This is a genomic window from Paenibacillus sp. HGF5 (assembly GCF_000204455.1).
Lineage (GTDB): Bacteria > Bacillota > Bacilli > Paenibacillales > Paenibacillaceae > Paenibacillus_AQ > Paenibacillus_AQ lautus_A.
Genome location: NZ_AEXS01000183.1, coordinates 1 through 25,783, shown reverse-complemented (window position 1 = coordinate 25,783; position 25,783 = coordinate 1). Strand labels below are relative to the sequence as shown.

The following is a 25,783-nucleotide window of genomic DNA, read 5'->3' as shown; positions in this document are numbered from 1 at the left end:
ATGGCCGCCGGACTGATATACGTCCATTCCAGATCGCTTTCCTTATAAAGATCGTAAGCATCCGCATGCGCACGGGCAAGCGGTCTGATCTCTTCCGGAAATTCCGGGGTTTCCATAAGCGGTACGCCGCTGTCGGCGATCAGGCTGCCTGCGCCGCCAACGATCAACAGGCGGGTTACGCCGCCGCGTCTCGTTCCCTCCACAATGGTCCGTGCGGCTGCTACAAGCTCCTCTTCTTGGCCGAACTTCGGACCGAAAGCGCTGATCACGGCATCATGTCCTTGAACAGCCTCTTCCAATGACGAAGGATCCATCACATCCGCTTTGACTTTCTGTAATCGCTCATGCTCCAATTCAAGACGATCCGGATTACGCAGCACCGCCGTTACCTCGCGTCCCCGGCGCAGCGCTTCTTCCGTAATGCGTTTTCCGATCGTCCCGCTTGCTCCAATCAATGCTACCTTCATGTTCATCGCTCCTTCGTTTAAAAATTATACTACATCACCCAGGCTGGTGAATGGTTCTCTTATATCTTAAGTAGTAGTATGAACACCCGGTGCCGCGTATAGCCGTACTTGGTCGATCGCACCTCCTATTTACTTATCCCCTTGCGGACCTCTTCAAACTCCACTTATTCATTTTTCCTCAAAATATTAGATCTTTAGACCTATGAAACAAGATATTGTTTTCACCGATAGAATACATAAGTGCACATTTATGAAAATATATATTTGGCGTAATGACTTCTAACGCAATACTAATGGTATACGCTTGTCGAAGATTGTCCTAATGCTTATGTTTAAATCGTAATGAAAAGGAGAACATCCATCCTATGAAAAAACAATATGTCCGCTTGCTGGCTCTCTGTCTCGCTGGCGGCCTGCTGCTGCTAAGCAGTTTGTCCCTTCATCCTGATGCCGCGGAAGCGAAACCCAGCCAGAAGGCAACCTGGTTCTGGGATACCCCGCAAATCAAAGACTCCGCCGATGACATTCTGAGCTTTGCCGGCAGCCAGGGAGTGAACGTGCTCTACCTGCAGATGAACCGCGACGTCCGTCCCGAGTATTACCGCAGCTTTATCCGCCAGGCAGGAGTGCAAGGGATCGAGGTTCACGTCCTCGGCGGGGCGCCGAACTGGGCGCTGGAATCGGAACGTCACCGGCTGGAGACGTTTATTCAATGGACCGCCGAATATCAAGCGTCCGCTGCCCCGAATGAGCGCTTCACCGGCATCCATGTCGATATCGAGCCGCATGTGCTGGCCGAATGGAAAACGAACCAGTCCTCGGTCGTTAAGCAGTGGCAAGCGAGCGTCCGTTATCTGGTCGATGAAGCGCACAAGCTGAATGTGCCGATCGGCTCCGACATGACCTTCTGGCTGCATACCTACCAGCTGCCGGATCAGTCGATGTCGATCAGCCGCTGGATGATCAAGCAGTTCGACCAGATCGTCATTATGGCCTATCGCGATCAAGCGGATAACATATACAACCTCGCCGCAACCGAGCTAAAGGAAGCCGACGAACTCGGCAAGGAGGCCCTGATTGCCGTGGAGACCAAGTCCAGCAATGAGGGAGCTTACATTACCTTTTTCGAGGAAGGCACGTCCTATATGGAGGAACAGCTGAGCAAGGTATGCACCCAGGCGGAAAAGCACCCTTCCTTCTCCGGGTTCGCCATTCACGACTACAGGTACTGGAAGGAACTTCATGACTCCGATCGATAACGTTGCGATCCTTACATTATGGCATTAAAAAAAGATGGCGTTTCAAGAGGGTGTTTCCTCTGGCGCCATCTTTTATGTTTAGATGAAGGAACTTATCCTATCCTTTGGGTAAAAGGCCTGATCGCCTTCAAACCGTCAACATGAGAAGCAGTACATAACCGACCGTTATTTTCGCGCGTTGAAGCGGCGCTTTTTTTACCTGCATTTCCATCACCCCGGCCCCTCCCTCTCTTCGATGTCTTATTCATATACTATATGCGGCTCGGCCCCTTTTGTTACCTCGAGGAAACATTGTTTACCAAGAGAAAAACCGATCCGTCATGTGAACAGTAGCATACGATCAAGCTTCCTGCACTGGAAGCGAACCCGGGGAGCATGCGGCTCATTTACGATCAGCATAGCGCTCTATGACGTCCTGCAAATATTGTTCTGCTTCCATTACAAGCTGACGCTCTCCAGCGTTCCATTGATCCCGATTGTTATCGACCGCTAAAAAGGCAGCATGAATCCGTTCGTCGCCATGGGTCACGCGTTGAACCATCTGCTGCCATTCTTGGGCCAAGGCCCTGGCTAAACGGGACTCGATGGGGACGTTTGAGGCCTTATAAGCTGCAGCTTGCAGCGATATTTTTCTGAACGTATTGTAAAAATCCATGGCCGCCTGCTCAGAGTCAAATACTTTTTGAAATAGCCGGGCGTCTTCCTCCGAAAATTCGTATTCTTTCCAAGCCGACATATCGACCTCATTCAACGAACGCATAAGATGGGCTAACAGCTCCCAGGGTACGTTGTACCCTTCTTTCATCATTTCCTTTGCCACATGCAATCCGTCAAGCTTGGCTTGGATGCTCTCTTTCTGTGAATAAAGGACCGATGCCTGGTAATCTAGAATATTCTCGATATCCTGCTCCTCCGTGCCCACGATCAATTGCTCTTTGATCTTGCTTAAAGAGAAACCGATGGCTCTATAGAACATAATCTGTTCAAGTACATACAGCTGTTTATCATAATATACTCTATGCCCCAGCTCATCTCGCTCCGCTTTAAGAATCCCTTCATTATCGTAATACTGAATGGTTCGCGGAGTTATTCCCGACAATTGACTGATTTCTTTTACGGAATATTTTTTTCCCATGAACCCATACCTTCCTGTCCCTTACTCGATTTTCGCTAAAAAAGCTTCTATCGTTTCCAGTAACTCTTCAGGGTATTCCCCGTTAATCGCATGCGAGGCATCTTCAAATAAGACCATCTCGCTATTAGGGTCTTTCAAGGCATCCATCCCCGTTTGATAAGACTTTTCAGCATCGTGCATCGTCGATTGTCCAGCTAAAATACCGAGCACCGGTATCGTTAGCTCAGCTAATTGTTCCGGCTGGATGGCTTCCGGCATGGGCAGCTTGCTCTTGAATGTCCGCATCCCGGTTTCGATTAATTTGGCGGTCGGATCGCTGTCATCGACTTCAGCCCCGCCGGATATATAGCTGAGCATTTTCTCCCGGATCGGTTTGGGCACCATGGGCACCGTCGCCGGAATGGAGGCCAGTATCATTTTTAATGGAATGGGGCCAAACACATAGACAGGGTCCAGCAATATGAGCGAGTGAATCTTCTCCGGATGCTTGAGCGCAAGATTCGCCGCACTCCACCCGCCGAACGACAGCCCTAATAGGTGGATCTCTGATTCCGGCAGCTGATCCAATACTTGCCCTAACCATGCTGCTTGGTCCGCAGCGGTTCTAATCCGTCTGGTTTCCGTGCTTAAACCCGGTTCTCCTATCAAATCAACGGTGTATACAGGCCGGTGTTCTAAAAAGCCGTTAAGATTGGCCTCCCACATGGGTGTAGCAGATCTCTTTCCGGGAAGAAGCAACAAAGGCGTTTTGTGCGGTGTATCGCTCCCCTGGAACTTGTAGAGCTGAACCACGCCAAAATCGGTATGAACCTTGATCGACTCAACCGGTTCTGGCAATTGACTCATCGCCTCCTCATAAGCCGCCGCATATTCCTTCTGCCCATCCTCTGTAACAAAACCGCTTAACGACCCGTCATCTCTGAATAGAAAGCCTACTACCGTCAGTATAGCTAGTATCGCAATGAGAATGCTACCCAAGATAATCCATCCTTTTCTTCGTTTCACTTCAATCCCCTCCTAAGGCGACTATAAGCTATGACGTAACGTTATACGCAACCCCCATGCGCTCTATAGCTGCCTGTTACCGAATCGGCTTGAAATCCCTTCCTTCTTGTGCAATAGTGAAAGGTAGAATATTGAAGGAGGGATCCGCTTGTCCCTTACGGAATGGATGGTTGATATCTTTGGCTCGCTGGACGGGCTCGTGGCCGCGCTTCTTGCCACTGCGGTATTTGCGGGCCTGTACATATACAGTGCGTCCCGGCTGCTCGGTGCACGAAAGGATTCGCTCGCCCGCATTCGTCAGACCTTGACGGTCTATGCCAGGCTGGCAGGGCTTCTTGGCACGCTTATCCATCGACCGACCCGGACAGCCGTCCCCGAGGATCTGCTGATCCGGCTTCTGCAGGAATGCAAATCCGCTGACCTGTTGACGCGTGAGCTCCACGAACAAATGGATATCTTTCTAAGCGATCGCGATGAATCCCGATTGACGACGCTTCACAAGCTGCTGGACCGCGAGATCAACAGACTCATGAAGGAGCGCGACGAGCTGGTTGGACGGCTGGAGAAGCCCGGCTGGGGGATGGGCTTGTGGCTGCTCCTAAAACCTGCCGTACCTGCCCTTTCACTGGGTGCCGCACTCCTATGGACGGCGGTCCTTGCGGAGGAACTCAGGCAAACCTCGGCCTGGGCAAGCCCCGAGGTTTGGTGTTTATGGCTCTCCAATATCATTGCCACGATCTCTTTCTACCGTTTATTGATGGATTCGAGAAGAAAAACGCATGGCATGATTTATACCGTGCTGCATCTGCTGATTGTGGCTTCGGCCTTATTTAATCTGATCGGCGGCGAAGCCTCGCCTTACGTTCTGGCTACCCAGTGCTTGCTCTATCTGGCGGGTTTCCGGGTAACGGCCACCCGTAAGCGGCGTGAGCGGCCCTACGCCGGCCATCCGGAGCTGATGGAGCAGTTCCTTCATCCTGCTGGGGATCACGATCCTCTAAGCGAAACAACAGGCGCGGGCGAGCAGGAGATCGGCAGCAGCCCGCTCCGGTCGCGATAAGATGCCTGATACATGAATACGATTGACAAACAGCCCGGCCGATTCAACGGCCGGGCTGTTGTATTATTTGTATTACCCTATCTCTAATAGAAAAGAACTTCCGCATGATGACCGAAGCGCGTTCCCTAGTCTACTTGGTCAACACCCCTGATGTCTTTCCCATGTCGACTGGACAGGCTGCACTTCACGTTATCTGGCGGAAGTTCTTTTTACGGTGCTTGATCGCTTTTGCTTGGTCATCTTGTATTCGTTCTTCGCTGTTGGCCGGATGCCCGGGACGATCCTGACGTCTTGACCGCTCCGGAGGCCGTATTCTCGAAACGCTTGCGCTCCGTTCGTTCCATCTGAACGATTTGACCCTCATGCACTACGATTTGCAGCGAACCGAATTCCATGTCGTTCAGCAGGCTTGCTATGCGCTCGAGCCACATTTCATCCACTTTTAATGGTTTAGCCATGGATACGCCTCCTCACCGGGCAAAGCCCTCATTTATTGACTCATCTTCATCAGCCGAAGACACATATACAATGTAAACGATCATTATTCATTCTTTTCCAACCTATATAGTATGAATTAACCTTAGCATGGGTTGGAAACGACTGTCAATGGGCATTTTTTCGCGTTAACCAATTTTTAAGCAGCAGCGTAATCACGGCTAACAACAGCAATAAGGAGGCCACCGCGAACGATGCCGAAAACTGATACTCATTGTACAAAATCTCGACATGAAGGGGCAGCGTATTGGTCTCTCCGCGGATATGGCCGGATACGACGGACACGGCCCCAAACTCGCCCATGGCCCTGGCATTGCACAGAATGATGCCGTACAGCAGTCCCCATTTGATATTGGGCAGGGTGACCCGCCAGAAGATTTGCCAGCCCTTGGCGCCGAGCGTTACAGCCGCCTCCTCTTCCTTCGTCCCTTGGTCCTCCATCAGCGGAATCAGCTCCTTGGCCACAAAAGGAAACGTGACGAATAACGTAGCCAGAACGATGCCGGGCACGGCAAATATGATCTTGATATCATGGCTTTCGAGCCAAGGGCCAAACCAACCCTGACGGCCGAAAATAAGCACGAAGATGAGGCCTCCGATAACCGGCGATACCGCGAACGGTAAATCCAGCAGCGTAATCAGCAGATTTTTGCCTTTAAAGCGGAACTTCGTTATGGTCCAAGCCGCGATGACGCCGAATATCGAATTCAGCGGTACCGCAATCGCCGCCACCAGTAAGGTCAACCGCAGCGCGGACAAGGCATCGGGATCGGACAAGGCTGCGATATAAACCTCCCATCCCTTCTTAAGCGCTTCGGACAGCACCGTAACGAGCGGCAGCACAATAAGCCACAGAAGCACAAGGCCAGCCAAACTAATGAAGGTCCATTTCACCCAGGTTTTCTCCGCTGCAGCCGGAGAGGGCGATGTGCCTCGTTTCCCTGCCGGAACGGCAGCGGGTATAGTTCCAGCCATATAATCCCCCTCCCTAGCGCGCGGTTTTCCGCGTCCAGTGTTGTAATAGATTGATGCCGAGCAGCAGCGCGAAAGAGATGAGCAGCAGAATCAAGGCAACCGCCGTAGCGCCGGCATAATCAAACTGCTCCAGCTTCGTCATGATCAACAGCGGCGCAATCTCCGTCTTCATCGGCATATTTCCCGATATGAAGACAACGGAGCCGTATTCTCCGATCCCCCGGGCAAAAGCGAGCGCAAACCCGGTCAGCAGCGGCGGAATCAGAGTCGGCAGAATGATGGTGCAAAACGTGCGCCACCGGCCAGCTCCTAGCGTGGCTGCCGCCTCTTCCGTGTCCCGCTCCGCGTCCTCCAGCACCGGCTGTACCGTCCGCACGACGAACGGTATGCCGATGAACATCAGGGCCAGCGTGATGCCCAAGGAAGAGAACGCCGCCTTGATCCCAAGCGGCTCCAGCAGTGATCCGATCCAGCCATTCGCGGAATAGATAGCGGTTAATGCCACCCCTGCCACGGCCGTTGGCAGGGCGAAGGGCAGGTCGATCAGGGCATCCCACCATTTTTTGCCCGGAAAATCATACCGCACCAGCACCCAGGCCAACAGCAGCCCCAGTATCGTATCCGCCAATGCGGCCAGCGCCGCCGTCGTCAGACTGACCCGGTAGGATGCCAGCACCCTCGGATCGGTTGCAACCGACCAGAACTTCTCCCAGGTCAATCCGGTTTGGTTAAGAAGCAGTGCCGACAGCGGCACGAGCACAACCAAACTCATATAAAGGACAGTCAGCCCCATGCCGACCCCAAAACCCGGGAGTACCCTGCGATGATTTCTGCCTTGCTTCCGTACGGGGAGTACAGTCATATCCACTCATCCTTTCCTGCCTTCGGCGGTTATGCCGATCAGCTGCCTGGCACGTAAATCTGATTAAAGATGCCGCCGTCATTAAAATGCTTGGTTTGCGTCTCTTCCCATGTTCCAAACACGTCCTTGAGCGTAAACAATTCGATGGCCGGGAATTTCTCCTTGTATTTGTCGGCTACGCTGGCAAGCGTCGGACGGTAGTAGTTCTCCGCCGCAATCGTCTGCCCCTCTTCGCTGTATAGGTATTCCAGATAGGCTTCGGCCACCTCCCGGGTGCCGCGCTTGTCAACGTTCTTATCCACGACGGCAACCGGCGGTTCTGCCAAAATGCTGACGGACGGGTTCACGATTTCGAATTTATCCGGTCCCAGCTCGTTAATCGAGAGATAGGCTTCATTCTCCCAAGCCAGCAGCACGTCTCCGATTCCGCGTTCCACAAAGGTGGTTGTCGCTCCCCGTGCGCCGCTGTCCAGCACAGGCACGTGGGTGAACAGCTCTTTCACGAATTCCTGTGCCTTCGCTTCGTCGTTGTTGTTAACCTTGAGCGCATAACCCCATGCCGCCAGGTAGTTCCATCGTGCACCGCCGGAGGTTTGCGGGTTCGGCGTGATGACCTCCACGCCATCCTTGACCAGATCCGGCCAATCCTGGATGCCTTTCGGGTTCCCTTTGCGGACGAGGAAAACGATGGTCGAGGTGTAAGGCGCGCTGTTATGCTCAAACTTGCTCTCCCAGCCTTCATTGATCAATCCGGCCTGACGGATCGCATCAATATCGTATCCGAGGGCCAGTGTCACCACATCCGCCTCCAAACCGTCGATAACCGAACGGCTTTGCTTGCCCGAACCCCCGTGCGATTGCTTAAACGTCACCTTCTGGCCTTGTTCCTTCTCCCAATGCGCCGCGAATGCATTGTTGTACTGATCGTATAACTCCCGGGTCGGATCGTAAGAAACATTAAGCAGTTCCACGCTCGGCTTGCTTGAACCCGAAGCAGGCGTTGCATCCCCGGCGGTTGCGGCCGTTTCTGTTTTCTGTGAGCCGCAAGCCGTCAGCGCCGCCGTCAGCATGACTGTTAATCCGATGAGAACCCCTTGCTTCAACACCTTTTTCATATGGATCACTCCCCCTATTCTTCTCTACTAAACAGGCCTCATGGCAAAAAAAGACGGAGGAAGGCTCATCGGAACAGAGTCAAGCCGGTTTGCAACCGTGCCTGCCCTTATTCTTCGAGCGTTCCTCCGTCGATACGGTGAGAACAATATATTATAATTCCTACCTGTTTAGTATGTTATGTTGCTATTGTAATAAGTCCCCCTTCTGCTGTCAAACCTTTTTTTCAAAAAATTTCAAGTTTAGGACCATTCGGACCATAGAACCATTTTTGGTACAACAAACGCAGTCACGGCGCGGATTTCCATTTACTGATGGTTGTATGAACCCGTTTCCAACCTTATAATTCTACCCCAAAGGAGTTGATCACGATAAGAAAGCCAATACGGAAAATCATATCTGCTTTTTTCCTTAGTGTTCTTCTGATCCTGCCGACATTCGCCCAAACGACGGAGGCCGCTCCGCTGTTAAAGCCCGGCAGTGAAAACGGGGATGTCTGGGACCTTCAATATCGCCTGAAAACGCTGGACTTCTATACGCAGCCGCTGGATGGCAAATATGGCGCAAACACGAAAGCAGCCGTTAGCCGTTTTCAAAAAGAATACGGCGTGCCAGCCGATGGAATTACCGGTGCGCAAACCTGGAGACAGCTGAAAAAATATACGTTGAATCAATCCGAAATGGACGTCATGGCCAAAGTCATTTACAGCGAAGCCCGCGGTGAGCCGTACAAAGGGCAGGTTGCGGTCGGGGCCGTTGTCATGAACCGCATTCAATCCAGCGAATTTCCGAATGACATTCGGGGCGTCGTCTTTCAAAAAGGGGCTTTTACGGCCGTGGATGACGGACAGTACTGGCTGACGCCGAACCGTTCCGCCTATCTTGCCGCATTGGATGCCGTTCGCGGCTGGGATCCGACTTACGAATCCCTGTATTATTTCAACCCTAAAACCGCAACCAGCGACTGGATCTGGTCCAGGCCGCAAGTGCTGCAGATCGGCAATCATATTTTTGCTCATTAAGGATTCATTCAGTTAATCTTTCATTAGCTGAAACACACGAAGACAGAATTTTCGACGCCTTGTTCCTTGTCCGTCGCTGTGGGCAAGGAGACGCGAATAAAAGAAGCAGCTTGATTCCCTTCCCGGGTCTTCAAGCTGCTTCTTCTTTCATATAAGTTAACGTTTGTTTGCTTTGGCCTTCTCCACGGGACAAATGCACACCGGGCGCGTGACTTCCAACGTATAGCCCGTAGAGACCAGATTTCCCGTATCCGGGTCGATCCGGAAGCTTGCGATCAATCCGTTATCCTGATTCGCCGTAAGCAGGAAGCCATCCGGCAGTATATTGAAGTGGCGCGGCGTTTTGCCGCCGGAAGACACCCAGTTGACGGCACGGAGCGTACCGGCTTCCTGGTCGATTACATATTGGACGATGCTGTCATGTCCCCGATTTGAGGCATACAGGTAACGGCCGCAAGGAGATACCAACAGATGGGCCGATGTATTGCTATCCATCACGACGTCCTCTGGCAAGGTCGAGATATGCTGCAATATTTTCAGATCCCCGAACGTTGTGTCGTTCGCGTATGCCGTTACCGTGCTGTTCAGCTCGTTCGTGCCGTATACCCACTTGCCTGACGGATGAAAAGCCACATGCCTCGGGCCGGAGCCTGGCGGCAGGCTGATCTCGCGGTGGGTCACCAGCTTCCCGTCTTCCAGCCGGTACACAATCACGTCATCCATACCCAGGTCACTGACCAGGATATACTTGTTGACCGGGTCTTGGAATATCGAATGGGGATGCGCCTCCGATTGACGGTCATCGCGAAGGCCGCGTCCGCTGTGCTTGATCTTGGAGGCCAGCTCGCCGACCCGTCCGTCCTGCTTCAATGCCAGCACCGAAATCTGTCCATCGCCGTACCCTGTCGTGAGCAGATGCTTCCCGTCCGTTGTGCGGGATACATGACAAGCGCCGGACGAGCCGGTAGACTGAACATTCAGCAGCGTCAATTCGCCGGTGACCAGATTGGCCGAATAAGCCGACACATCGCTTTCGCCCTTCTCGCTTGCTGCATACAATACGGAAATCGAGTCATCGAAATCCAGATAGGTCGGGTTCTCGATGCCTGCCGTACCGCCTAACAGGCGCAGCTCGCCGGTAGCCCGATCCATCGCCCCCCAATGAATGCGATTCTCTTCTTCCGAACCATAGGTTCCTATGTAAAATATCAGTTCCTGTCCTGCTGTCATGTGATCCACTCCTTTGTCTAATGAATGATCCGGTGGCCCGGCCTGAATCTTACTATGTATTACCCATCGGAGCCCCATGCCTACCGCCTTTTTTCAAGTCGTTCCGGCAAGCCGTCACCGCGCTGTCGCTACCAATTACTGCACGCAAAGAAATGTATTGCTACCATTGGTTTTATCATGTACGATTACCACAATTACCTCTCTATTCTATCATTCGTTGAAGGAGATGACAGCACATTGAAGAAAAAATTCAGCCTACTGGCTATCGCTTTCCTGTTCTTGTTCGCAAGCGCGGCCCAAGCCGCTCCGGCTAAGGATCAAGGGAAAATCCGGGTCTATCTCGATAACCAGGAAATTCAATTTGCAGCGGCGCCGATCATGAAGAACGGAGTCACCTTCGTTCAATTCCGCCCTTTGTTCCAAGCCCTGGATTATAAGGTCCATTGGAACGGCGCGAACAAGCAGGTGACGGGTACATATCTCGATCAGAAGCTGCAGATGACGATCGGGCAGAAAACCGCCTATGTCAATGGCGCAAAAACCACGCTGCAGATCGCTCCTTTCACTCAAGGCGGCAACACGCTGGTTCCCCTTCGTTTTGTGGCTGAAGCCACCGGACTCCCGGTAAAGTGGGATTCCAAGGCGCGTACCGTCAAGATTGACCGCGAGGGTGCGACGGCCAAAGCCGAAGACGAGGTGAAGAAGCTTTACCACATCATTGAAGAGGCTGGAAGCGCCAAGAATCTGGACGAAGTTATGAGCGTATTCCACCCCGAATCTCCCGTTCTTGCGGAGGTTAAGCAAAACTATCAGGATCAATTCAAGAACGACAATCATGTATCCGCGGACGTATGGGATGTAGCGGTAGCCGGAACGTCGATCCATGCCTACACCAGTGTGAGCCTAGACCGCATCGGCGGGCCGTTTGCATGGGATGTTACGCTCCATTACGAGAATCTCCTGAAGAAGGATGCGTCGGGCGCATGGAAAATCTATGATTTGAACCTGTACGAGACAGAATATTTCCTCGGAGACAAACTGCTTGAAGCTCGTCCCGTAGTGCCGGAAGCAGAGCAGAAAGCCATCGTGGAGTCCATCGACATTCAGTACAAGGGCTTCAATGAGGAGAATGGCCCGCTGCTCATGTCCGTCATTCACCCGGACTCGGTCTTCCACGAGATGTTCCAAACCAGCATTGAGGAAGGTATCTTCGATGAGGTGAATTTCAATCTCAAATCAGAGGATCTCCGGACGGTCTTCTTCCAAGGAGATGACGCCGTCGTTTATGCCGAAGAAAGCGATGATGCGGACGGCGAAACGATCTATTCGACGTCGCTCTATTGGCTCAAGAAAACCGAAGGCAAATGGCTGATCTATGACGTGCTGGAGCTTGAATAGATTGCGGATATCATGAAAGCTTACGAAATAACCGTGAATTCCCGGCAAGGGAAATTCGCGGTTTCTTTTTTTGCATCTTCTTTAATTAAATCCTCCTCCGTCTAGGTCTACTTCGCCCCAGGTGACATATATCATATTAGTAATCCATAAAGGAGGGGTTTTATGGGGATTAAATTAATCAAAATCGCTGCTGTTTACTTCGTGCTCGGTGTGCTGCTCGGCATGTACATGTCGATCACCCACAGCTACGATTACGCCTCGGTACACGCACACGTCAATCTTCTGGGCTGGGCGTCCCTGGCTCTTGCAGGCGTTATTTATGTTCTGTTCCCGGCTGCCGGGGAGTCCACTGCCGGCAAAGTGCATTTCTGGCTGCACAATATCGGTCTGCCCGTCATGATGATCGGTCTTGCCCTGCTGATGAGCGGCATCGAATCGGTAGAGCCGGTCGTTGCCGTGGGAGGCGTTCTTGTAACGCTGGGCGTTCTCGCTTTCCTCTATAATGTGTTCACCCATGTAAAGATCTCGCAGAGTAGAAGGAAACGCTGACTTTTCTCCTTAAAGAATCGCCTAGTGAGGGTGATTCTTTTTCATGTTTCAAACAGCTCCTCAAGGGAAGATGGGTCACAGTTACCGACTATTGGGTAAAAGTAGATACCTTTCTCTTCGAAGGAGGCAACATAGACATGGAAACGAACTCGGCAATTCAAGTCCAATTCCACTGCCGCCAGTGTCAAACGGAAATCGGGGTTACGTTCACATCCGAACAGTTCGCCACGGTTCACTGCCCGCAGTGCGATTACAGCTATTCACTCATGCGACCGACCATTGGGGAAGAGATATTGCTTGATTGGGAGAAAGAAGCCGTATTCCAAAAAGTCCGCGCAGACCAAACCGAGCATGACAAAATGGAGCTGATGCTCCTCGTCATTAAGGTCGTCGAGCTGCTGACCTGGCGGGATGAAGGCAACGGCCATATCCGTGCCATCGAAACGCTTCGCCAATGGCTGATCCTCAACGGAGTGCCCAAAGCTCTGATCGAGCTGCTGGATGCTAAAGGACCGGCAGGAAGCTCCCCCACCGAACGCAGGGAATAGCGTCATCGGCCTATGATCCAGGATTTAAATAAATGAGAAAAAAGGAACCTCCCCGGCCTTCTTGATCGGGGGCGGTTCCTTTTTTTGTGTCCTATATTCCGGACCATCCTGTTTTTCATGCAACGGAACTTACTGTTTAAACCCTACGTAGTAACACTTAAGAAAGGAGCTGATTCACCCATGTTCAATTTCATTTCTGTACTGCTCATGGGTCTTGCGCTCATGGGAATCGGCATACACGCCATCCGCAATCCGTACTCTTGGTGGTTCAGAAGAACGAGAGATGACACGGAACCCAGCGATCTGAGAATATGGTACTTAAAACTTATGGGTAGAGTAACCATGGCGTTCGGCGCATTGGTCATTCTGATGAGCTTTCAGCATCTCTAATCTCATCGAATCGGCACCTCGAATGTCTGCTCCATGACGCCAGGGTAGCTGCTTAACGTAAACGTGAGCGGCTGCGGGTAATCCCCGGGTTTAAGGTGGATATACTGCGTGATGAGGCTTATCCCGGTATCCGAAGAGGATCGGGACGAGGAACTGAGCCCCCCTGCGTCCTCGTTGATCGTATGCTTCTTCCCTTCCCCGTCCACGAACTCCGGCTCAATCGATACGCTGCCCATATGCCGGTCAGCCCGCTCCTCGTATTCCACTGTCAGCGTATGTCCCGTGTATGCTCCGAATCGAAGATCGCCGTCCGGTGCACGGAGAATCTCCTTCTTATCCGTATCGATCACAAGTGACATCTCGGAGGGGTCCACCGCTTGGAATCCGCTCGCTTTCAGCGTGATCGACTCCGGATTCTCCAGTATATTGCTGTCGAAGAAATACGTCATGTCCCCTCCCCCCGCACCGGGCAAAAATGCGGAATCGCTGTTCAATCGGATCTGCTCGCCGTTAACCACGGTTTCCAAATACACGTCCCATAAACCGGATACCTTCATCGTATTGCTGGAAGGGATGTTCGCTTTCAGGACGATTCCGGCAGGGGATAACACGGCTTCCTTCAAATAGAACCTTTGACTCTCAATCTGCAGCATTTTGTTGAGCGGAATCGTGCGGATAAACTTCTGGACGGTCTCCATATCAACGGATATGTCGATATCCAGAACCTGCTCGCCCTCTGCCGAGGATTGATGCACCGTATTCGTTGTATAGGGGGCGATGCTAAAAGATAACGTCATTTCTTCAGGCACGGATTGGTTCTCGCCCATATGAATGTCCGATCGGGAACGGAACGTTTGCCCGGGCTTAATCTGGCTTCCACCCGACGACCCGATGCTGTATGGCAGCGACTGGCCGGAGCCCTTACGCTTCATCTCGACCCGCTTTAGGTCTGCGTGATACCCCGCATCGTTTTGGATCGTATAAAACACCTCCATCTGCTGGGAGCCTACAAGGATCCCGTTCAGCGTTACCGTATAATCCCCCCGGGTCACCGATTGATTCACCGGCTGGATCATGCCGTGTTGGTTAGCCGTATTCAGCGTAATATCTTCTCCGAGATCAAACCCGGTCAATGGCGGGTACGGCCCTTGCGCGGCCATTTGCTCCTTCGGCTCCACGATGCCTCCATCCCCGCCCCATACCACGAACAGCAGTGCGGCAGCTACGGTTGCGATCACGGCAGAAAAGGCAGCCATCCGCGTCCGGCTCCGCTGCATGCGCCGTCCTCTCCGCATTCCGCTTCGAACAGCCGCATCCAATGCTTCATCGGACACAACCGCCGTGTAGATCTCCGCATCCCTATTCATCTCGTTCAGCATCCGCTCTTCCTTCTCATACATGGAATACGGCACCTCCTGGCTCGATTTTTTGCCGAAGCAGCTTCAGTCCTTGATGCAGCCGGGTTTTGACCGTTCCCTCCGGTACATCGAGAATATGCGCGATATCGCTGATCGTCATGTCCTGGTAATATTTCAGGATCAGCACATGGCGATATTTGGGCTTCATGCGGCTGAGCGCACGCTCCAAATCCAGCTTGCTGTCGCTGACCATTTCCGCAGCCGTCTCCCGGCTGCACACTTCTTCTACGGGAACCATGCGCTTTTTCCGTTTCTGTTCATCCACGCAGCAGTTAATCAATATCCGAATGAGCCAAGGGACGAACGCCTCCGGATGCTTCAGCTTCCGGCATTTCATCCACGCCCGGCATACCGTCTCCTGCAGTGCCTCCAAAGCGTCGCTCTCGTTATGCAGATAACTGTACGCAATTCCGTATAGACGCCTCCGATGCTCGGTGACGAGTGCATAGAACGCTTCCTCGTCTCCCCTGCATGCCGCAGCCGCCAGCTCTTTAGTTTCCAACATCCGATATACCTTCCCCTCGTTCGACCTGCCTCGCTGTTAACTTCACTCTATATAAAGACTGCGAAGCCATTCAAACGGTTTTTTATTTTCGCACAAAAAAAGCCCGCCCCGGCAAGGCAGACTTGTATGTACTTCCGATTAACTTCGTCTTCTGCGTCCTTTAAAGAAATAATGGTATCCCAGATAACCGATGCCGCATAGCAACAGCATCAGAGCGGAGATCCAGATGACCGGAAGCAGATATGGCGTGTGCTGGCTGGCTACGTATAGCAGCACTGCGGAGAAGGCATACATCACCATCAGAAGTACGATGCGTTTGAACATATCCATATCGTCCGCCCCTCACCCTTCAACTAAATAACCTACAAATTTTTCCGTATATCTATCTTTATGGTAACGCAAATTGGCGAATATTGCACTCAAAATTTGGTAAATATATAAAAATTTTAGTGGTTCAAAGGGTCTATTCATGAAAATGTTAAAATCAGGCTTGCTAAAACTAATATCATTAGTTATTATACTAATAATATTAGTTTTAAGCGAAAGGGGTACGGCTTTATGTTAAGAACGACGATTGAACAGGTGACTCAAATTTCTTTTCTTCCTCGCCTTTTTCCGATCAATGTTTACCTTGTAGAAGAAAGCGACGGGTTTACCCTCATCGATGCAGGGATGTCATTTTCCCAAAAGGGAATCCTGCAGGCTGCAGCCGATATCGGAAAACCCATTAAACGGATCGTGTTGACCCATGCTCACGGCGACCATGTCGGTGCGCTCGACGGGTTAAAGAAGGAGCTTCCGAATGCCTCGGTCTGCGTCTCGCGGCGCGATGCGCTGCTGCTGAAAGGGAATGCCGAGCTCCAGCCCGGAGAGCCGCAAACGCCGATACGCGGGGATATCCCGAAGAACATTACCACCGTTCCGGACGTTCTCCTGGAGGACGGGGACTCCATTGGTTCCCTCAAGGCCATCTCGACTCCAGGCCACACGCCCGGACATATGGCCTTCCTCGATGAGCGCAGCGGCATCCTGATTGCCGGCGATGCTTGGCAGACGCGGGGCGGATTGGCCGTATCGGGCGTCCTCAAACCATGGTTTCCGTTCCCTGCCATGGCCACCTGGAGCAAGGAGCAGGCCTTGGAAAGCGCCGGAATGCTTACCGCGCTCAAGCCCGCCGTTCTGGCTGTCGGCCATGGACGGATGCTGAGAAATCCGGCGGGTGCCATGCAGCAGGCCGTTGCGGAAGCCGAATCAACGTTCAGGAGGAATGCACGATGAGTCCAAGACCCGGCATCGATCGACTTCAACTGCTTCAAACCGCTGCCGAATTAGCGGATCGGGAGGGACTTCACGCGGTGACCCTGGCTGCGCTTGCAGCCAAGCTGGGCGTTCGCTCCCCTTCCCTGTATAACCACGTAGACGGGCTTTCCGGTCTGCATGCCGCCCTGATGCGGCATGGTCTCCAGACGCTCCATGACCAACTGCTTAAGGCTGTCGCCGGCCGGTCGGGCGAGGATGCCCTGCGCCTTGTGTGCCTTACTTATGTCGACTTTGCTCGAACACACCCCGGATTGTACGAAGCCGCATTGCAGCCGGTCCGTCCCGAAGAGCAGGAGACGCAGCAAGTAGGGAATCAGATTGTCGAGCTGCTGCTTCAAATCCTGGCCCCTTACCAGCTCAGCGAGGCGGAAGCGTTGCATGCCGTACGGACCCTTCGCAGCCTATGCCACGGCTTCTCTTCCCTGGAACGCGCGGGCCAATTCGCCATGGATCTGAGTGTTGACGACAGCCTGGATTTCATGATCCGGAGTTTCGTCACCGGGCTCCATCTTCAAGACGGACGGCGCTAGAAGGGCCGTACCTCCTGCGCCTGCCTGATTTTGCCTGACATCAGAATGTGCTATAATCATAAGGCAGCACATTGTGATGTCATTTTATTTATGGAAAGAGGTCTGAATTGTGGTTAATTTCGATTCCCCAATTCTTCAGATAGGCTCTACGATCGCGATGCTGGTTATGGCGCTGGCCGTTATTTTCATTCGAATGAAGGCGAGCAACCGTCCCGTAACCGTCAAGAAGATTATCATCCCTCCCGTAGCGATGAGCACCGGATTTCTGATGTTCGTTGAGCCGCAGGTACGCATCCCTTTATGGTGGGCAGGGATCGCCTTTTTGGTAGGCTGGTTCATCTTCTCGTACCCATTGATCCGCAGCACCAAATTCGAGAAGGTCGACGGCCAGATCTTCATGCAGAGATCGAAAAGCTTCGTGTATATTCTGCTTGGCCTGCTGGCCGTCAGGCTCCTGCTCCATGGATATATTGAACAGCATATTTCCATCCCGCAGACCGCGGCGCTGTTCTTCATGCTGGCTTACGGCATGATTGTCCATTGGCGCATTTCGATGTACCGCCAGTATCAGCAGTTCATGACGCCGGAGGCGGCGATATAGCGGACATGCTCCATCGTAAACCAGTCATGAAACTTAGTTTAACGCAAAAAGAAGAGTGCCGATGATCACGCCATCCGGGAGGCAATTGCCCTTCCGGCCGCAAAGCTCCCTCCGAGGAGACTTGCGAAGTCGTGAAATCGACACTCTTTTATTTTGTTGGATGTCACAGGATCAGCTTTGTTCTTCGCTTACCTTCACCAGCTGTTTCCCGAGATTTTCTCCGGAGAACAGCCCCAGAAACGCCTCAATCGTCTTGTCGAAGCCGTCGACGATATTCTCGGTGTACTGAATCTTGCCATCCCTTAGCCATTCGGCCAGCTCCTGCAGCGCCTCATTGTACCTGCTGGCGTAATCGCCGACCAGAAAGCCCTTCATCAGTGCCGTATTGGTCAGCAGCAGGCTCTGGATTCTTGGGCCCGTATCCGGCTTCTCCAGGTTATAGAGCGCGATTTGGCCGCAAATCGGGATCCGCGCATTTTTGTTGATCAGGCGCAGAACCGCATCCGACACCTCGCCGCCGACATTGTCAAAATAGACGTCCACCCCGCCCGGACAAGCTTCCGCCAAAGCCGAAGCCACATCTTCGGTCCGGTAATTGATCGCAACGTCAAAGCCGAGCTTCCCGGTCAGGTATCCGGTCTTTTCGTCAGAACCGGCAATACCGACCACCCGGGCTCCCTTGATCTTGGCAATCTGCCCGACAATCATGCCAACGGCGCCAGCGGCGCCCGATACAACCACCGTCTCCCCTTCCTTCGGCTGACCGATATCCAGGAGTCCGAAATAAGCCGTCAAACCGGTCATCCCCAGCACGCCCAGCGCGGTCGAGACGGGTGCCAGATCCGGATTGACCTTGCGCAGCGTCCCGGTGCGAACGGCGGCAAAGCGCTGCCAGCCCCAGGTGCCTGCAACAAAATCGCCCTCCCGGTAGGTCGGATCCGTCGATTCCATGACCTGCCCTACTGCGCCTCCGGCGATAACCTGCCCTACCTCATAAGGCTTGGCATAACTTTTGGCATCGCTCATTCTGCCCCTCATATACGGGTCCACCGATAAGTACACGGTCCGCACAAGGACTTCTCCGGCTTGAGGTACGGGCAAAGGCTGCTCCTCAAACGTAAAATCCGACTCCTCCGGCATGCCTTGCGGCCGCTTGGCTAGTATAATTCGTTCATTCACAGACATCTGAGTACCCTCCTTTTAGTAAAGCCGTCATCTTATCTTTACCCATTTTGTCCGTTTACCAATTTCATACCCTTCCTAGCCTTTGCCACGCCCGTCCTTCATCCCCTACCTGCTCTTTACGAGCAAATTAACGGCTTCCTGCACAAGCTTCTCCGTATCCTCGCCGTTCGCTTCGGCCTTGCGCACGCAGTCCACCAGATTGGAGCTTACGACAACGCCAATGGTCCGGTCGATTGCCGTACGCGAAGCGGATAATTGCGTGATGACCTCCCTGCAGTCCTTATTTTCCTCCATCATCTTCAAAATGCCGCGAAGCTGTCCTTCAATCCGCTTGATCCGGTTTTTCATCTGATCGTCGTATTGCATATATATTGTCCTCCTCTAACGTATCTGCTTGTCAGGCTTGTCCTTATGCCTTTATTATACAACAAACGCCGGCTCTTTCCTCTTGACTGCCCCTCCCGGCAAGATCTCGCTAAAGAACCTGCGTCGTTCCGGCTTCGATGCAGCATAGAGATCAGCCACTTGTACTTAGGGCTTGAATACGCTCAAAGCGCGTGGTATATTTTTAATCAGCTAATGAATTCATAAGCAACCCGATTCAAACCTCATAATCTAAAGGCAATGTTATCTTACAAAGGTACAACCTCGGCTATTCATAGTCCTGGCTGTGCCTTTTTTTAATTTCACTATTTAAGGAGGAATTATCGATGTTTCTGGAAGCCATCTATCACCGTCCGCGCAAAAACTGGTCCTACGCTTATAACGGCACGACCATCCATCTCAGAATCCGCACCAAAAAGAACGACATTACCGAAGTGTACGCCCTCGCAGGCGACAAGTACTTGTGGGATCAAACCATGGAATACATTCCGATGACCAAGCTGTCCTCGGATGAAATGTTCGACTATTGGGAGTGTGAGGCAACTCCTCCATACCGCCGCTTGAAATACGGCTTCCTGCTGCAGCAGGGCGACGAGAAGCGCTGGATGACCGAATATGATTTCCTGACGGAGCCGCCGGCCAATCCGGACCGCCTGTTCGAATACCCGTTCATCAATCCGGATGACGTTTTCCATCCGCCAGCGTGGGTCAAAGACGCGATTTTCTATCAAATCTTCCCGGAACGCTTCGCGAACGGGGATACGAGCAATGACCCGGAAGGCGCTTTGCCTTGGGGCAGTGCCGAACCGACGCCGAAGAACTTCTTCGGCGGTGACCTGCAAGGGGTTATCGACCATCTCGACCATTTAAGCGAGCTCGGCGTCAACGCGATTTATTTCACGCCGCTGTTCACGGCAACGACAAACCATAAATACGATACCGAAGACTATATGGAAATCGATCCGCAGTTCGGCGACAAGGACACGCTGAAGAAACTCGTCGATCTGTGCCATGCGCGCGGAATCCGCGTTCTGCTGGATGCGGTCTTCAATCATTCCGGCAGAACGTTTGCTCCGTTCGTCGACGTTCAGAAGAACGGTTTGAACTCCAAATACAAGGATTGGTTCTACGTTCGCTCCTTGCCGCTGGAAGTAGTGGACGGCATTCCGACTTACGATACGTTTGCGTTCGAGCCGCTGATGCCGAAGCTGAATACGGAGAATCCGGAAGTCCGGGCTTATCTGCTTAAGGCTGCGGAGTTCTGGATCAAGGAAACGGGCATCGACGGCTGGCGCCTGGATGTGGCCAACGAGGTGGGACACAGCTTCTGGCGCGAATTCCGTCAAGTCGTAAAAAAAGCCAACCCGGATGCTTACATCCTTGGCGAAGTGTGGCATGAATCCTCCATCTGGCTGGAAGGCGACCAGTTCGACGCCGTCATGAACTACCCGTTCACCAATGCCGTACTGGATTTCTTCATCAACCGTACCGCCGATGCCGAGAAGTTCTCGTTCATGCTCGGCAAGCAGCTTGCCGGCTATCCAAGACAGGCCAGCGAAGTGATGTTCAACCTGCTGGACAGCCATGACACCGCAAGACTGTTAACGCAGGCGAACGGCGACAAACGCCTGATGAAGCTGGCCGCCATGTTCCAATTCACGTACTTCGGCACGCCTTGCATCTATTACGGCGACGAAATCGGCATGGACGGCGGGCACGATCCGGGCTGCCGCAAATGCATGGAATGGGACGAGTCGAAACACGACAAAGACCTCTTCCATTTCTACCAAACGCTCATTAAGCTCCGCAAAGAGCATTCCGCTCTTCGCACGGGAACCTTCAAATTTTTGAAGGCCGAGAAGAACGGGGGCAAAATCGCTTACCTGCGCGAGGACGACAATGAAACGATCCTTATTGCCGTCAACAACGACAAAGCGGGCAACACAATGACCCTCCCTGTGCTGGACCGCCAGTGGACGAACCTGTGGAACGGCGAAGGCCTCAGCGCGAAGCAAGGCCAGCTGACCGTGAAGCTGCCTGCTTACGGCTTTGCGATCTTGAAAGCCGGGCAATAAACACGAAACTCCCTTTGAATGCCATCGAGCCCGAGTATGCGGGCCGGCAGTCGAAGGGAGTTTTTTTATCCGAGCAAAAACTGATCCGCCAAAGTAAACAGCAGAATCGTCAGACTAATCACCTGATTCAGATTGTAGGAGGCAAGCTGCATCCGCCTGCGGCTGGAAGGCTTGATGATGCGGTGCTCCACGGCCAGCAGCAGCACCGAGACGGCAATTCCCGTCAAGTAGAGCCAGCCCAACCCTTGGATAAAGTAAAGGGAAAGCAGCAGCATGACCATAATCCCGTGCAGCACTCTGGAAATAAGCAGCCCGCCTTCTAATCCAAACGCCCGGGGAATGCTCCACAAGCCGGTCCTGCGATCGAATTCGATATCCTGCGTGGCGTAGATGATATCAAAGCCTGCAATCCATAGCATGACGACGGTACCGATGATGAACGGAATGAAAGCGAATTGCCCCGTTACGGCAAACCATGCCCCGATCGGAGCCGAAGCGATCGTGAAGCCCAGGTACAGGTGGCACAGCCAGGTGAAGCGCTTGGTGTACGAGTACGTGCAGATCAGCACGATCGCTGCCGGTGATAGCCCCAAGCAGAGCGGATTCAGCATGCCTGCCGCGAGAATAAAGATGGCAAAGTTAACGACCACAAATACGTACACCTCACGAGGCAGCAGAAGCTTTCTTGGCATATGGCGGTCCGCCGTTCTCGGGTTGGCCGCGTCGAACTTCAAATCGACGACGCGATTGAAGGCATTGGCCCCGTTGCGGGCGGCCACCAGCGCAATCAACGACCACAGCATGACATGCCATGACGGCACGCCGCCGGCGGCCCAGACCATGGAGATGATCGCAAAGGGCAGCGAGAACAGCGTGTGGGAGAACATCACCAGTTCTCCGAACATTTTGGTCTTATGAACGACTTTATACATCATCTGCATCCGGATCCAACCTCATTCGTTTTATGTTTGGGACAACCCTGCCAGCACCTTATCCAAGGCACGGAGCATCGCCTCGATCTCTTCCTCCGGGATGATCATGGCCGGCTGAAAGGCCAGCACGTTTCGGCCCACCCCATTTTTGCCGATAATAAAGCCTTCATCCTTCATGCGCTCCAGAATGATATCCGTCCATGCTGCGCTCTCCTCGTCGGTCGCACCCCGGATTTCGGCTCCGGCCATAAACCCTTTGCCTCGGACATCAGCGATAAGCTCGTACCGGCCCTGCAGCTCCCTCAAGCCTTCGATGAGCCGCCCGCCAATGCGCAGAGAACGTTCGACCAAGCCTTCCTGCTCGATGTAATCCAATACGGCAAGCGCCGTAGCGGATGATACCGGATTGCCGCCAAAGGTCGAGGCGGAGGGACGATTCAGACTGGCGGCGATCTCATCCGTCGTGCAGAACGCGCCGATCGGCACGCCATTGCCCAAGGCCTTCGCCATGGTGAGAATATCGGGCACGATGCCGTAATGCTCGATTGCGAACATGCGTCCGGTGCGGCCGCAGCCTGTCTGGATTTCGTCGGCAATCAGGAGAATTCCGTGCTCCTCCAGCATCGCCTTCAGCTCGCGGAAATACCAATCCGGCGGCGCGATCATTCCCCCGTTGCCTTGGATCGGCTCTACGATCATGGCAGCAAAGCTGTCTCCCTTCGCAGCGAGCACGCTCGCCAAGGCATCCAGGGAGCGGCGGGCAGCGGCATCCTGATCCATGCCAGGATCATAAGGTCGCGGAATAAACGCAGCCACGTCTTCATCCAGGAAATCGTCGGCGCGCCACATCGGGATGCCGGTCACGTTCATGGTCAGGAAGGTGCGCCCATGAAGGCCGTATTCCAGCGCCAGGAAGCTGCGGCGTTTCGTGTGCAGACGCGCGGCGAGCAGCGCGCCTTCATTCGCCTCGGAGCCGCTGTTCACAAAGAACGTTCGCTTTAAGTTGCCGGGCAAAACGCCGTTCGCCAACCGCTCCGCCAGGTCCACCATCGGCTGGGTAAGGTAAATGGTTGACGTATGCTGCAGCGTCTGCAGCTGTTCGATCGTTCTAGCCGTAATGGCTTCATTGCAATGGCCGCAGGCAACGACCGACACGCCCGTGAAGAAGTCGACATAAGCTTTGCCGTCATGGCCGTAAAGCGTATGCATCTTGCCGCCGACGATCTGGGGCGGTTCGCTGTAGAAATGCGCCGTGCAAGGATAGCCGTACCGCCGGCGCTTGGCAGCGACGGCTTCCGGACCGATATGCGTATGGCCTTCATGTTTCATAGATGCTCCCCCTCTTTCGATTATTTCCGTTTTTCCATGTTCCGTGAAAGAGACTGAGGAAAACGGTGCCTCGCATCGGATCATCTTCCTGCCCCGTCTCTGAGGGATCTCATGCTTCCGTCAGCTCCAGTTCCAGGGAATGGCCGAATTGGAGCGAACCGAGCGTGAACCCGGCGTATACCGGTGCCATGCTTTGATACAGCCTGCCGCATGCATCCAGGTTCAGCGCAGCATGACGATATAACCGCACCAGGCTGCGAAGCTGCTCGGTCGTATACGTTTTTCCTTCGATGCGGAAATGATGGACGCCGGCTTCGTACAGCTCCTTCAGGATCGGCATGTAGCACAGCTCCTTCGCCAGCGCCAGGTGGTTGCGCCCTGCGGCGTCCCGGTAAACGGGGTTCTCCCCTTTATCCGTAAGCAGCACGAGATGGCGGTTATCCACGAAACGGTTGTCCTCTTCCGCTATGGGCTCGAACTCTGCGGCATTGGCGTATAAATCATGCTCCAGATACATGACGATTGGCGATCCGTGAACGATGATCTCAAGGGGAACCTCCGGATGGCGCAGCAGTTTCGTCAAATCATGGAGCTGAAGCTCAAGGGACGGATTGATTCGGGATATGCCAAAATGTTCCTGATAAAACGAAGCCGCCATATGGTTGTAGATGTTCAGGCTGAAATCGGCGATCAGCGGCAGCCCGATGGATTGAAACTTGTGCATGGCACCGATGTTGGTCGCAAGCAGGCCGTCCAGACCATAATGGTTAAACTCCTTGCCTGCGCTGAGAAACTGATGGTACTGCTCCATCTGAAGCTCATTCATCATGCGGGGCATGCCAAGGACAATCTCCGCGTCCCCTTTATCCGCCGTCAAGGCTTCGATGTCTTCGCGGCCATACGGACGATCCGGCTGGAATACGTCCCCCGTCAGGTAAATGACGCCTGCTCCTTCTTCTAATGCCGCACGGGCCTGCTCCACCGTGTTGACATGAACCGTAATTTGCGGAATCGACGTGCCCTGCCGTTCCCGCTTCGCATGGCGAAGCGATTCCTTCACCTGGAGCACCCGTTCCTCCTTCGTCTCGCGTTCGGCGGTAGGCGTACTGAACACCTTCCCCGTACTGTAAAACTTGCCTGTTCCCTCATAGCGGCGATTAATGAAGCCCAGTCCCGGCTTGCCGAAGGCATAAGCCGTCGTAAAATCGCGCTTGCGATGTTTATGCAGCGTATCCGCCCCCGCCTCGCGATTGTAGCCCAGCGGATCCGCAATATAACGATCGATGGCGTCTCCGTACGAATTCACGACCATCAGCAAAAACTCGGTGTCTCTCATGCGTCCTTCAATTTTGAAGCTGGTGATGCCGGACTTGATCAACTCAGGAATGCTCTCGTACATGTACATATCCTTCGCCGCGAGCGGATACTCGGTCGGATAGAGATAACCATCCTTCTTCACCCGGTAATCCCAGCGGCAAGGCTTCATGCAGCGCCCGCGGTTAGAGCTGTTGCCGAACAGCATCGAGCTGTAGAGGCAGTTGGCCCCGTGAACCGTGCACATGTCGCCGTGCACAAAATACTCGAACTCCATCCCGCTCTTGGCCTGCAGCACCTCTGCCGTTTTCAGATCCATTTCGCGGGAAGCCACGATGCGGGAAACGCCCAGTGCTTTGACCGCTTCGATCATTTCCAGGTTGTGCACGTTCATCATGACCGAGGAGTGAACCGGAATATTCGTGTAATTCATCTCTTGGATCAGGGGAAACACGGCCAGGTCCTGCGCAATAATGGCATCCGGTCCGATCTCGTTCAGAAAGGCGAAGTAGCGCTTCGCTTCCTCCAAGTCCTCTTCATTCATCAGGTTGTTCACTGTAATGTAGGCACGCTTCCCGCGGTCATGGGCCAATTGGACGGCCTCGCGGACCTCCTCATAACTTAAGTTGTATCCCTTGCGCATCATGCGCATGTTCAGCGATGGCCCCCCGAAATATACGGC

Annotated in this window: 27 protein-coding genes; 11 read left to right on the top strand and 16 right to left on the bottom strand. The window is 53.3% G+C overall.

All coding sequences use genetic code 11. The features are described from left to right. A partial coding sequence (locus tag HMPREF9412_RS31290) for an NAD(P)-dependent oxidoreductase (protein WP_009595960.1) occupies nucleotides 1–467 on the bottom strand: 467 nt, incomplete at its 3' end. A gap of 365 nt (nucleotides 468–832) precedes the next feature. Here HMPREF9412_RS31290 and HMPREF9412_RS31285 point away from each other — a divergent pair. Then, on the top strand, nucleotides 833–1,726 hold the full coding sequence (locus tag HMPREF9412_RS31285) for a hypothetical protein (protein ID WP_009595962.1): 894 nt from the start codon (nucleotides 833–835) through the stop codon (nucleotides 1,724–1,726). A 382-nt stretch (nucleotides 1,727–2,108) separates the two neighbouring features. Here HMPREF9412_RS31285 and HMPREF9412_RS31280 read toward each other — a convergent pair whose 3' ends face one another. After that, nucleotides 2,109–2,861 carry a MerR family transcriptional regulator gene (locus tag HMPREF9412_RS31280; RefSeq protein ID WP_009595956.1) on the bottom strand — a complete coding sequence of 251 codons (753 nt, stop codon included), beginning with the start codon at nucleotides 2,859–2,861 and terminating at the stop codon, nucleotides 2,109–2,111. A gap of 21 nt (nucleotides 2,862–2,882) precedes the next feature. Continuing rightward, on the bottom strand, nucleotides 2,883–3,866 hold the full coding sequence (locus HMPREF9412_RS31275) for an alpha/beta fold hydrolase (RefSeq protein ID WP_009595966.1): 984 nt from the start codon (nucleotides 3,864–3,866) through the stop codon (nucleotides 2,883–2,885). 148 nt (nucleotides 3,867–4,014) lie between these two features. Between HMPREF9412_RS31275 and HMPREF9412_RS31270 the strand changes: the two genes are divergently transcribed. After that, entirely contained in the window at nucleotides 4,015–4,926 is a 912-nt protein-coding gene (locus tag HMPREF9412_RS31270) for a hypothetical protein (RefSeq protein ID WP_009595951.1), read from the top strand. 236 nt (nucleotides 4,927–5,162) lie between these two features. Here the strand turns inward: HMPREF9412_RS31270 and HMPREF9412_RS31265 are convergent, their stop codons facing one another. The 4 genes from HMPREF9412_RS31265 to HMPREF9412_RS31250 all read right to left on the bottom strand — a co-directional run bounded on the left by HMPREF9412_RS31265 (nucleotide 5,163) and on the right by HMPREF9412_RS31250 (nucleotide 8,373). Then, complete coding sequence (locus HMPREF9412_RS31265) at nucleotides 5,163–5,384, bottom strand: YezD family protein (protein ID WP_009595967.1); 222 nt, start codon at nucleotides 5,382–5,384, stop codon at nucleotides 5,163–5,165. A 145-nt stretch (nucleotides 5,385–5,529) separates the two neighbouring features. Continuing rightward, nucleotides 5,530–6,396, bottom strand: a complete 867-nt coding sequence (gene cysW, locus HMPREF9412_RS31260; protein WP_009595947.1) for a sulfate ABC transporter permease subunit CysW — start codon at nucleotides 6,394–6,396, stop codon at nucleotides 5,530–5,532. A gap of 13 nt (nucleotides 6,397–6,409) precedes the next feature. Continuing rightward, nucleotides 6,410–7,258 (bottom strand): sulfate ABC transporter permease subunit CysT, encoded by an 849-nt coding sequence (gene cysT, locus HMPREF9412_RS31255; RefSeq protein ID WP_009595943.1) that lies wholly within the window; start codon nucleotides 7,256–7,258, stop codon nucleotides 6,410–6,412. A gap of 38 nt (nucleotides 7,259–7,296) precedes the next feature. Next, on the bottom strand, nucleotides 7,297–8,373 hold the full coding sequence (locus tag HMPREF9412_RS31250) for a sulfate ABC transporter substrate-binding protein (protein ID WP_009595946.1): 1,077 nt from the start codon (nucleotides 8,371–8,373) through the stop codon (nucleotides 7,297–7,299). Between the two features lie 360 nt (nucleotides 8,374–8,733). Between HMPREF9412_RS31250 and sleB the strand changes: the two genes are divergently transcribed. Then, nucleotides 8,734–9,393 carry a spore cortex-lytic enzyme gene (gene sleB, locus HMPREF9412_RS31245; protein WP_009595961.1) on the top strand — a complete coding sequence of 220 codons (660 nt, stop codon included), beginning with the start codon at nucleotides 8,734–8,736 and terminating at the stop codon, nucleotides 9,391–9,393. Nucleotides 9,394–9,549: 156 nt separating this feature from the next. Here the strand turns inward: sleB and HMPREF9412_RS31240 are convergent, their stop codons facing one another. Further along, nucleotides 9,550–10,623, bottom strand: coding sequence for a lactonase family protein (locus tag HMPREF9412_RS31240; protein WP_009595963.1), 1,074 nt, complete (start codon nucleotides 10,621–10,623; stop codon nucleotides 9,550–9,552). A gap of 237 nt (nucleotides 10,624–10,860) precedes the next feature. On the opposite strand from HMPREF9412_RS31240, the gene HMPREF9412_RS31235 reads away from it, so the two are divergent. From HMPREF9412_RS31235 to HMPREF9412_RS31220, 4 genes are all read left to right on the top strand, one after another. After that, nucleotides 10,861–12,021, top strand: coding sequence for a copper amine oxidase N-terminal domain-containing protein (locus tag HMPREF9412_RS31235; protein ID WP_009595953.1), 1,161 nt, complete (start codon nucleotides 10,861–10,863; stop codon nucleotides 12,019–12,021). A 162-nt stretch (nucleotides 12,022–12,183) separates the two neighbouring features. Beyond that, entirely contained in the window at nucleotides 12,184–12,570 is a 387-nt protein-coding gene (locus HMPREF9412_RS31230) for a hypothetical protein (protein WP_009595958.1), read from the top strand. 137 nt (nucleotides 12,571–12,707) lie between these two features. Further along, complete coding sequence (locus HMPREF9412_RS31225) at nucleotides 12,708–13,118, top strand: hypothetical protein (protein ID WP_009595959.1); 411 nt, start codon at nucleotides 12,708–12,710, stop codon at nucleotides 13,116–13,118. A gap of 180 nt (nucleotides 13,119–13,298) precedes the next feature. After that, nucleotides 13,299–13,508 carry a hypothetical protein gene (locus HMPREF9412_RS31220; protein ID WP_009595944.1) on the top strand — a complete coding sequence of 70 codons (210 nt, stop codon included), beginning with the start codon at nucleotides 13,299–13,301 and terminating at the stop codon, nucleotides 13,506–13,508. Between the two features lie 2 nt (nucleotides 13,509–13,510). On the opposite strand, the gene HMPREF9412_RS31215 is transcribed toward HMPREF9412_RS31220, so the two are convergent. From HMPREF9412_RS31215 to HMPREF9412_RS31205, 3 genes are all read right to left on the bottom strand, one after another. Beyond that, a complete protein-coding gene (locus HMPREF9412_RS31215; RefSeq protein WP_009595957.1) occupies nucleotides 13,511–14,908 on the bottom strand; it encodes a DUF4179 domain-containing protein in 1,398 nt (465 codons plus the stop codon). After that, the gene (locus HMPREF9412_RS31210; protein WP_009595955.1) at nucleotides 14,901–15,431 is read right to left on the bottom strand and encodes a sigma-70 family RNA polymerase sigma factor; all 531 of its coding nucleotides are present in this window, start codon (nucleotides 15,429–15,431) and stop codon (nucleotides 14,901–14,903) included. The genes HMPREF9412_RS31215 and HMPREF9412_RS31210 overlap by 8 nt, the downstream gene beginning before the upstream one ends. Nucleotides 15,432–15,569: 138 nt before the next feature. Next, entirely contained in the window at nucleotides 15,570–15,761 is a 192-nt protein-coding gene (locus tag HMPREF9412_RS31205; RefSeq protein WP_009595964.1) for a hypothetical protein, read from the bottom strand. A gap of 228 nt (nucleotides 15,762–15,989) precedes the next feature. Between HMPREF9412_RS31205 and HMPREF9412_RS31200 the strand changes: the two genes are divergently transcribed. From HMPREF9412_RS31200 to HMPREF9412_RS31190, 3 genes are all read left to right on the top strand, one after another. Then, entirely contained in the window at nucleotides 15,990–16,709 is a 720-nt protein-coding gene (locus HMPREF9412_RS31200; protein WP_009595950.1) for an MBL fold metallo-hydrolase, read from the top strand. After that, the gene (locus HMPREF9412_RS31195; protein WP_009595954.1) at nucleotides 16,706–17,281 is read left to right on the top strand and encodes a TetR/AcrR family transcriptional regulator; all 576 of its coding nucleotides are present in this window, start codon (nucleotides 16,706–16,708) and stop codon (nucleotides 17,279–17,281) included. Before HMPREF9412_RS31200 ends, HMPREF9412_RS31195 begins: the two co-directional genes overlap by 4 nt. Nucleotides 17,282–17,390: 109 nt before the next feature. Further along, nucleotides 17,391–17,882 carry a cytochrome c biogenesis protein CcdC gene (locus HMPREF9412_RS31190; RefSeq protein WP_009595968.1) on the top strand — a complete coding sequence of 164 codons (492 nt, stop codon included), beginning with the start codon at nucleotides 17,391–17,393 and terminating at the stop codon, nucleotides 17,880–17,882. A 171-nt stretch (nucleotides 17,883–18,053) separates the two neighbouring features. Here HMPREF9412_RS31190 and HMPREF9412_RS31185 read toward each other — a convergent pair whose 3' ends face one another. Continuing rightward, entirely contained in the window at nucleotides 18,054–19,067 is a 1,014-nt protein-coding gene (locus HMPREF9412_RS31185; RefSeq protein ID WP_009595945.1) for an NADP-dependent oxidoreductase, read from the bottom strand. Between the two features lie 105 nt (nucleotides 19,068–19,172). Further along, nucleotides 19,173–19,433, bottom strand: a complete 261-nt coding sequence (locus HMPREF9412_RS31180) for a metal-sensitive transcriptional regulator (protein WP_009595948.1) — start codon at nucleotides 19,431–19,433, stop codon at nucleotides 19,173–19,175. Between the two features lie 344 nt (nucleotides 19,434–19,777). On the opposite strand from HMPREF9412_RS31180, the gene HMPREF9412_RS31175 reads away from it, so the two are divergent. Continuing rightward, nucleotides 19,778–21,526 (top strand): alpha-glycosidase, encoded by a 1,749-nt coding sequence (locus HMPREF9412_RS31175; RefSeq protein WP_009595969.1) that lies wholly within the window; start codon nucleotides 19,778–19,780, stop codon nucleotides 21,524–21,526. Nucleotides 21,527–21,591: 65 nt separating this feature from the next. On the opposite strand, the gene HMPREF9412_RS31170 is transcribed toward HMPREF9412_RS31175, so the two are convergent. The 3 genes from HMPREF9412_RS31170 to HMPREF9412_RS31160 form a co-directional block, all read right to left on the bottom strand. Then, nucleotides 21,592–22,467 carry a UbiA-like polyprenyltransferase gene (locus HMPREF9412_RS31170; RefSeq protein WP_009595965.1) on the bottom strand — a complete coding sequence of 292 codons (876 nt, stop codon included), beginning with the start codon at nucleotides 22,465–22,467 and terminating at the stop codon, nucleotides 21,592–21,594. A 21-nt stretch (nucleotides 22,468–22,488) separates the two neighbouring features. Then, nucleotides 22,489–23,787, bottom strand: a complete 1,299-nt coding sequence (locus HMPREF9412_RS31165) for an aspartate aminotransferase family protein (protein WP_009595952.1) — start codon at nucleotides 23,785–23,787, stop codon at nucleotides 22,489–22,491. A gap of 109 nt (nucleotides 23,788–23,896) precedes the next feature. Beyond that, nucleotides 23,897–25,783, bottom strand: a 1,887-nt coding sequence (locus HMPREF9412_RS31160) for a peptidase U32 family protein (RefSeq protein ID WP_009595949.1), incomplete at its 5' end; no start/stop codon positions are given.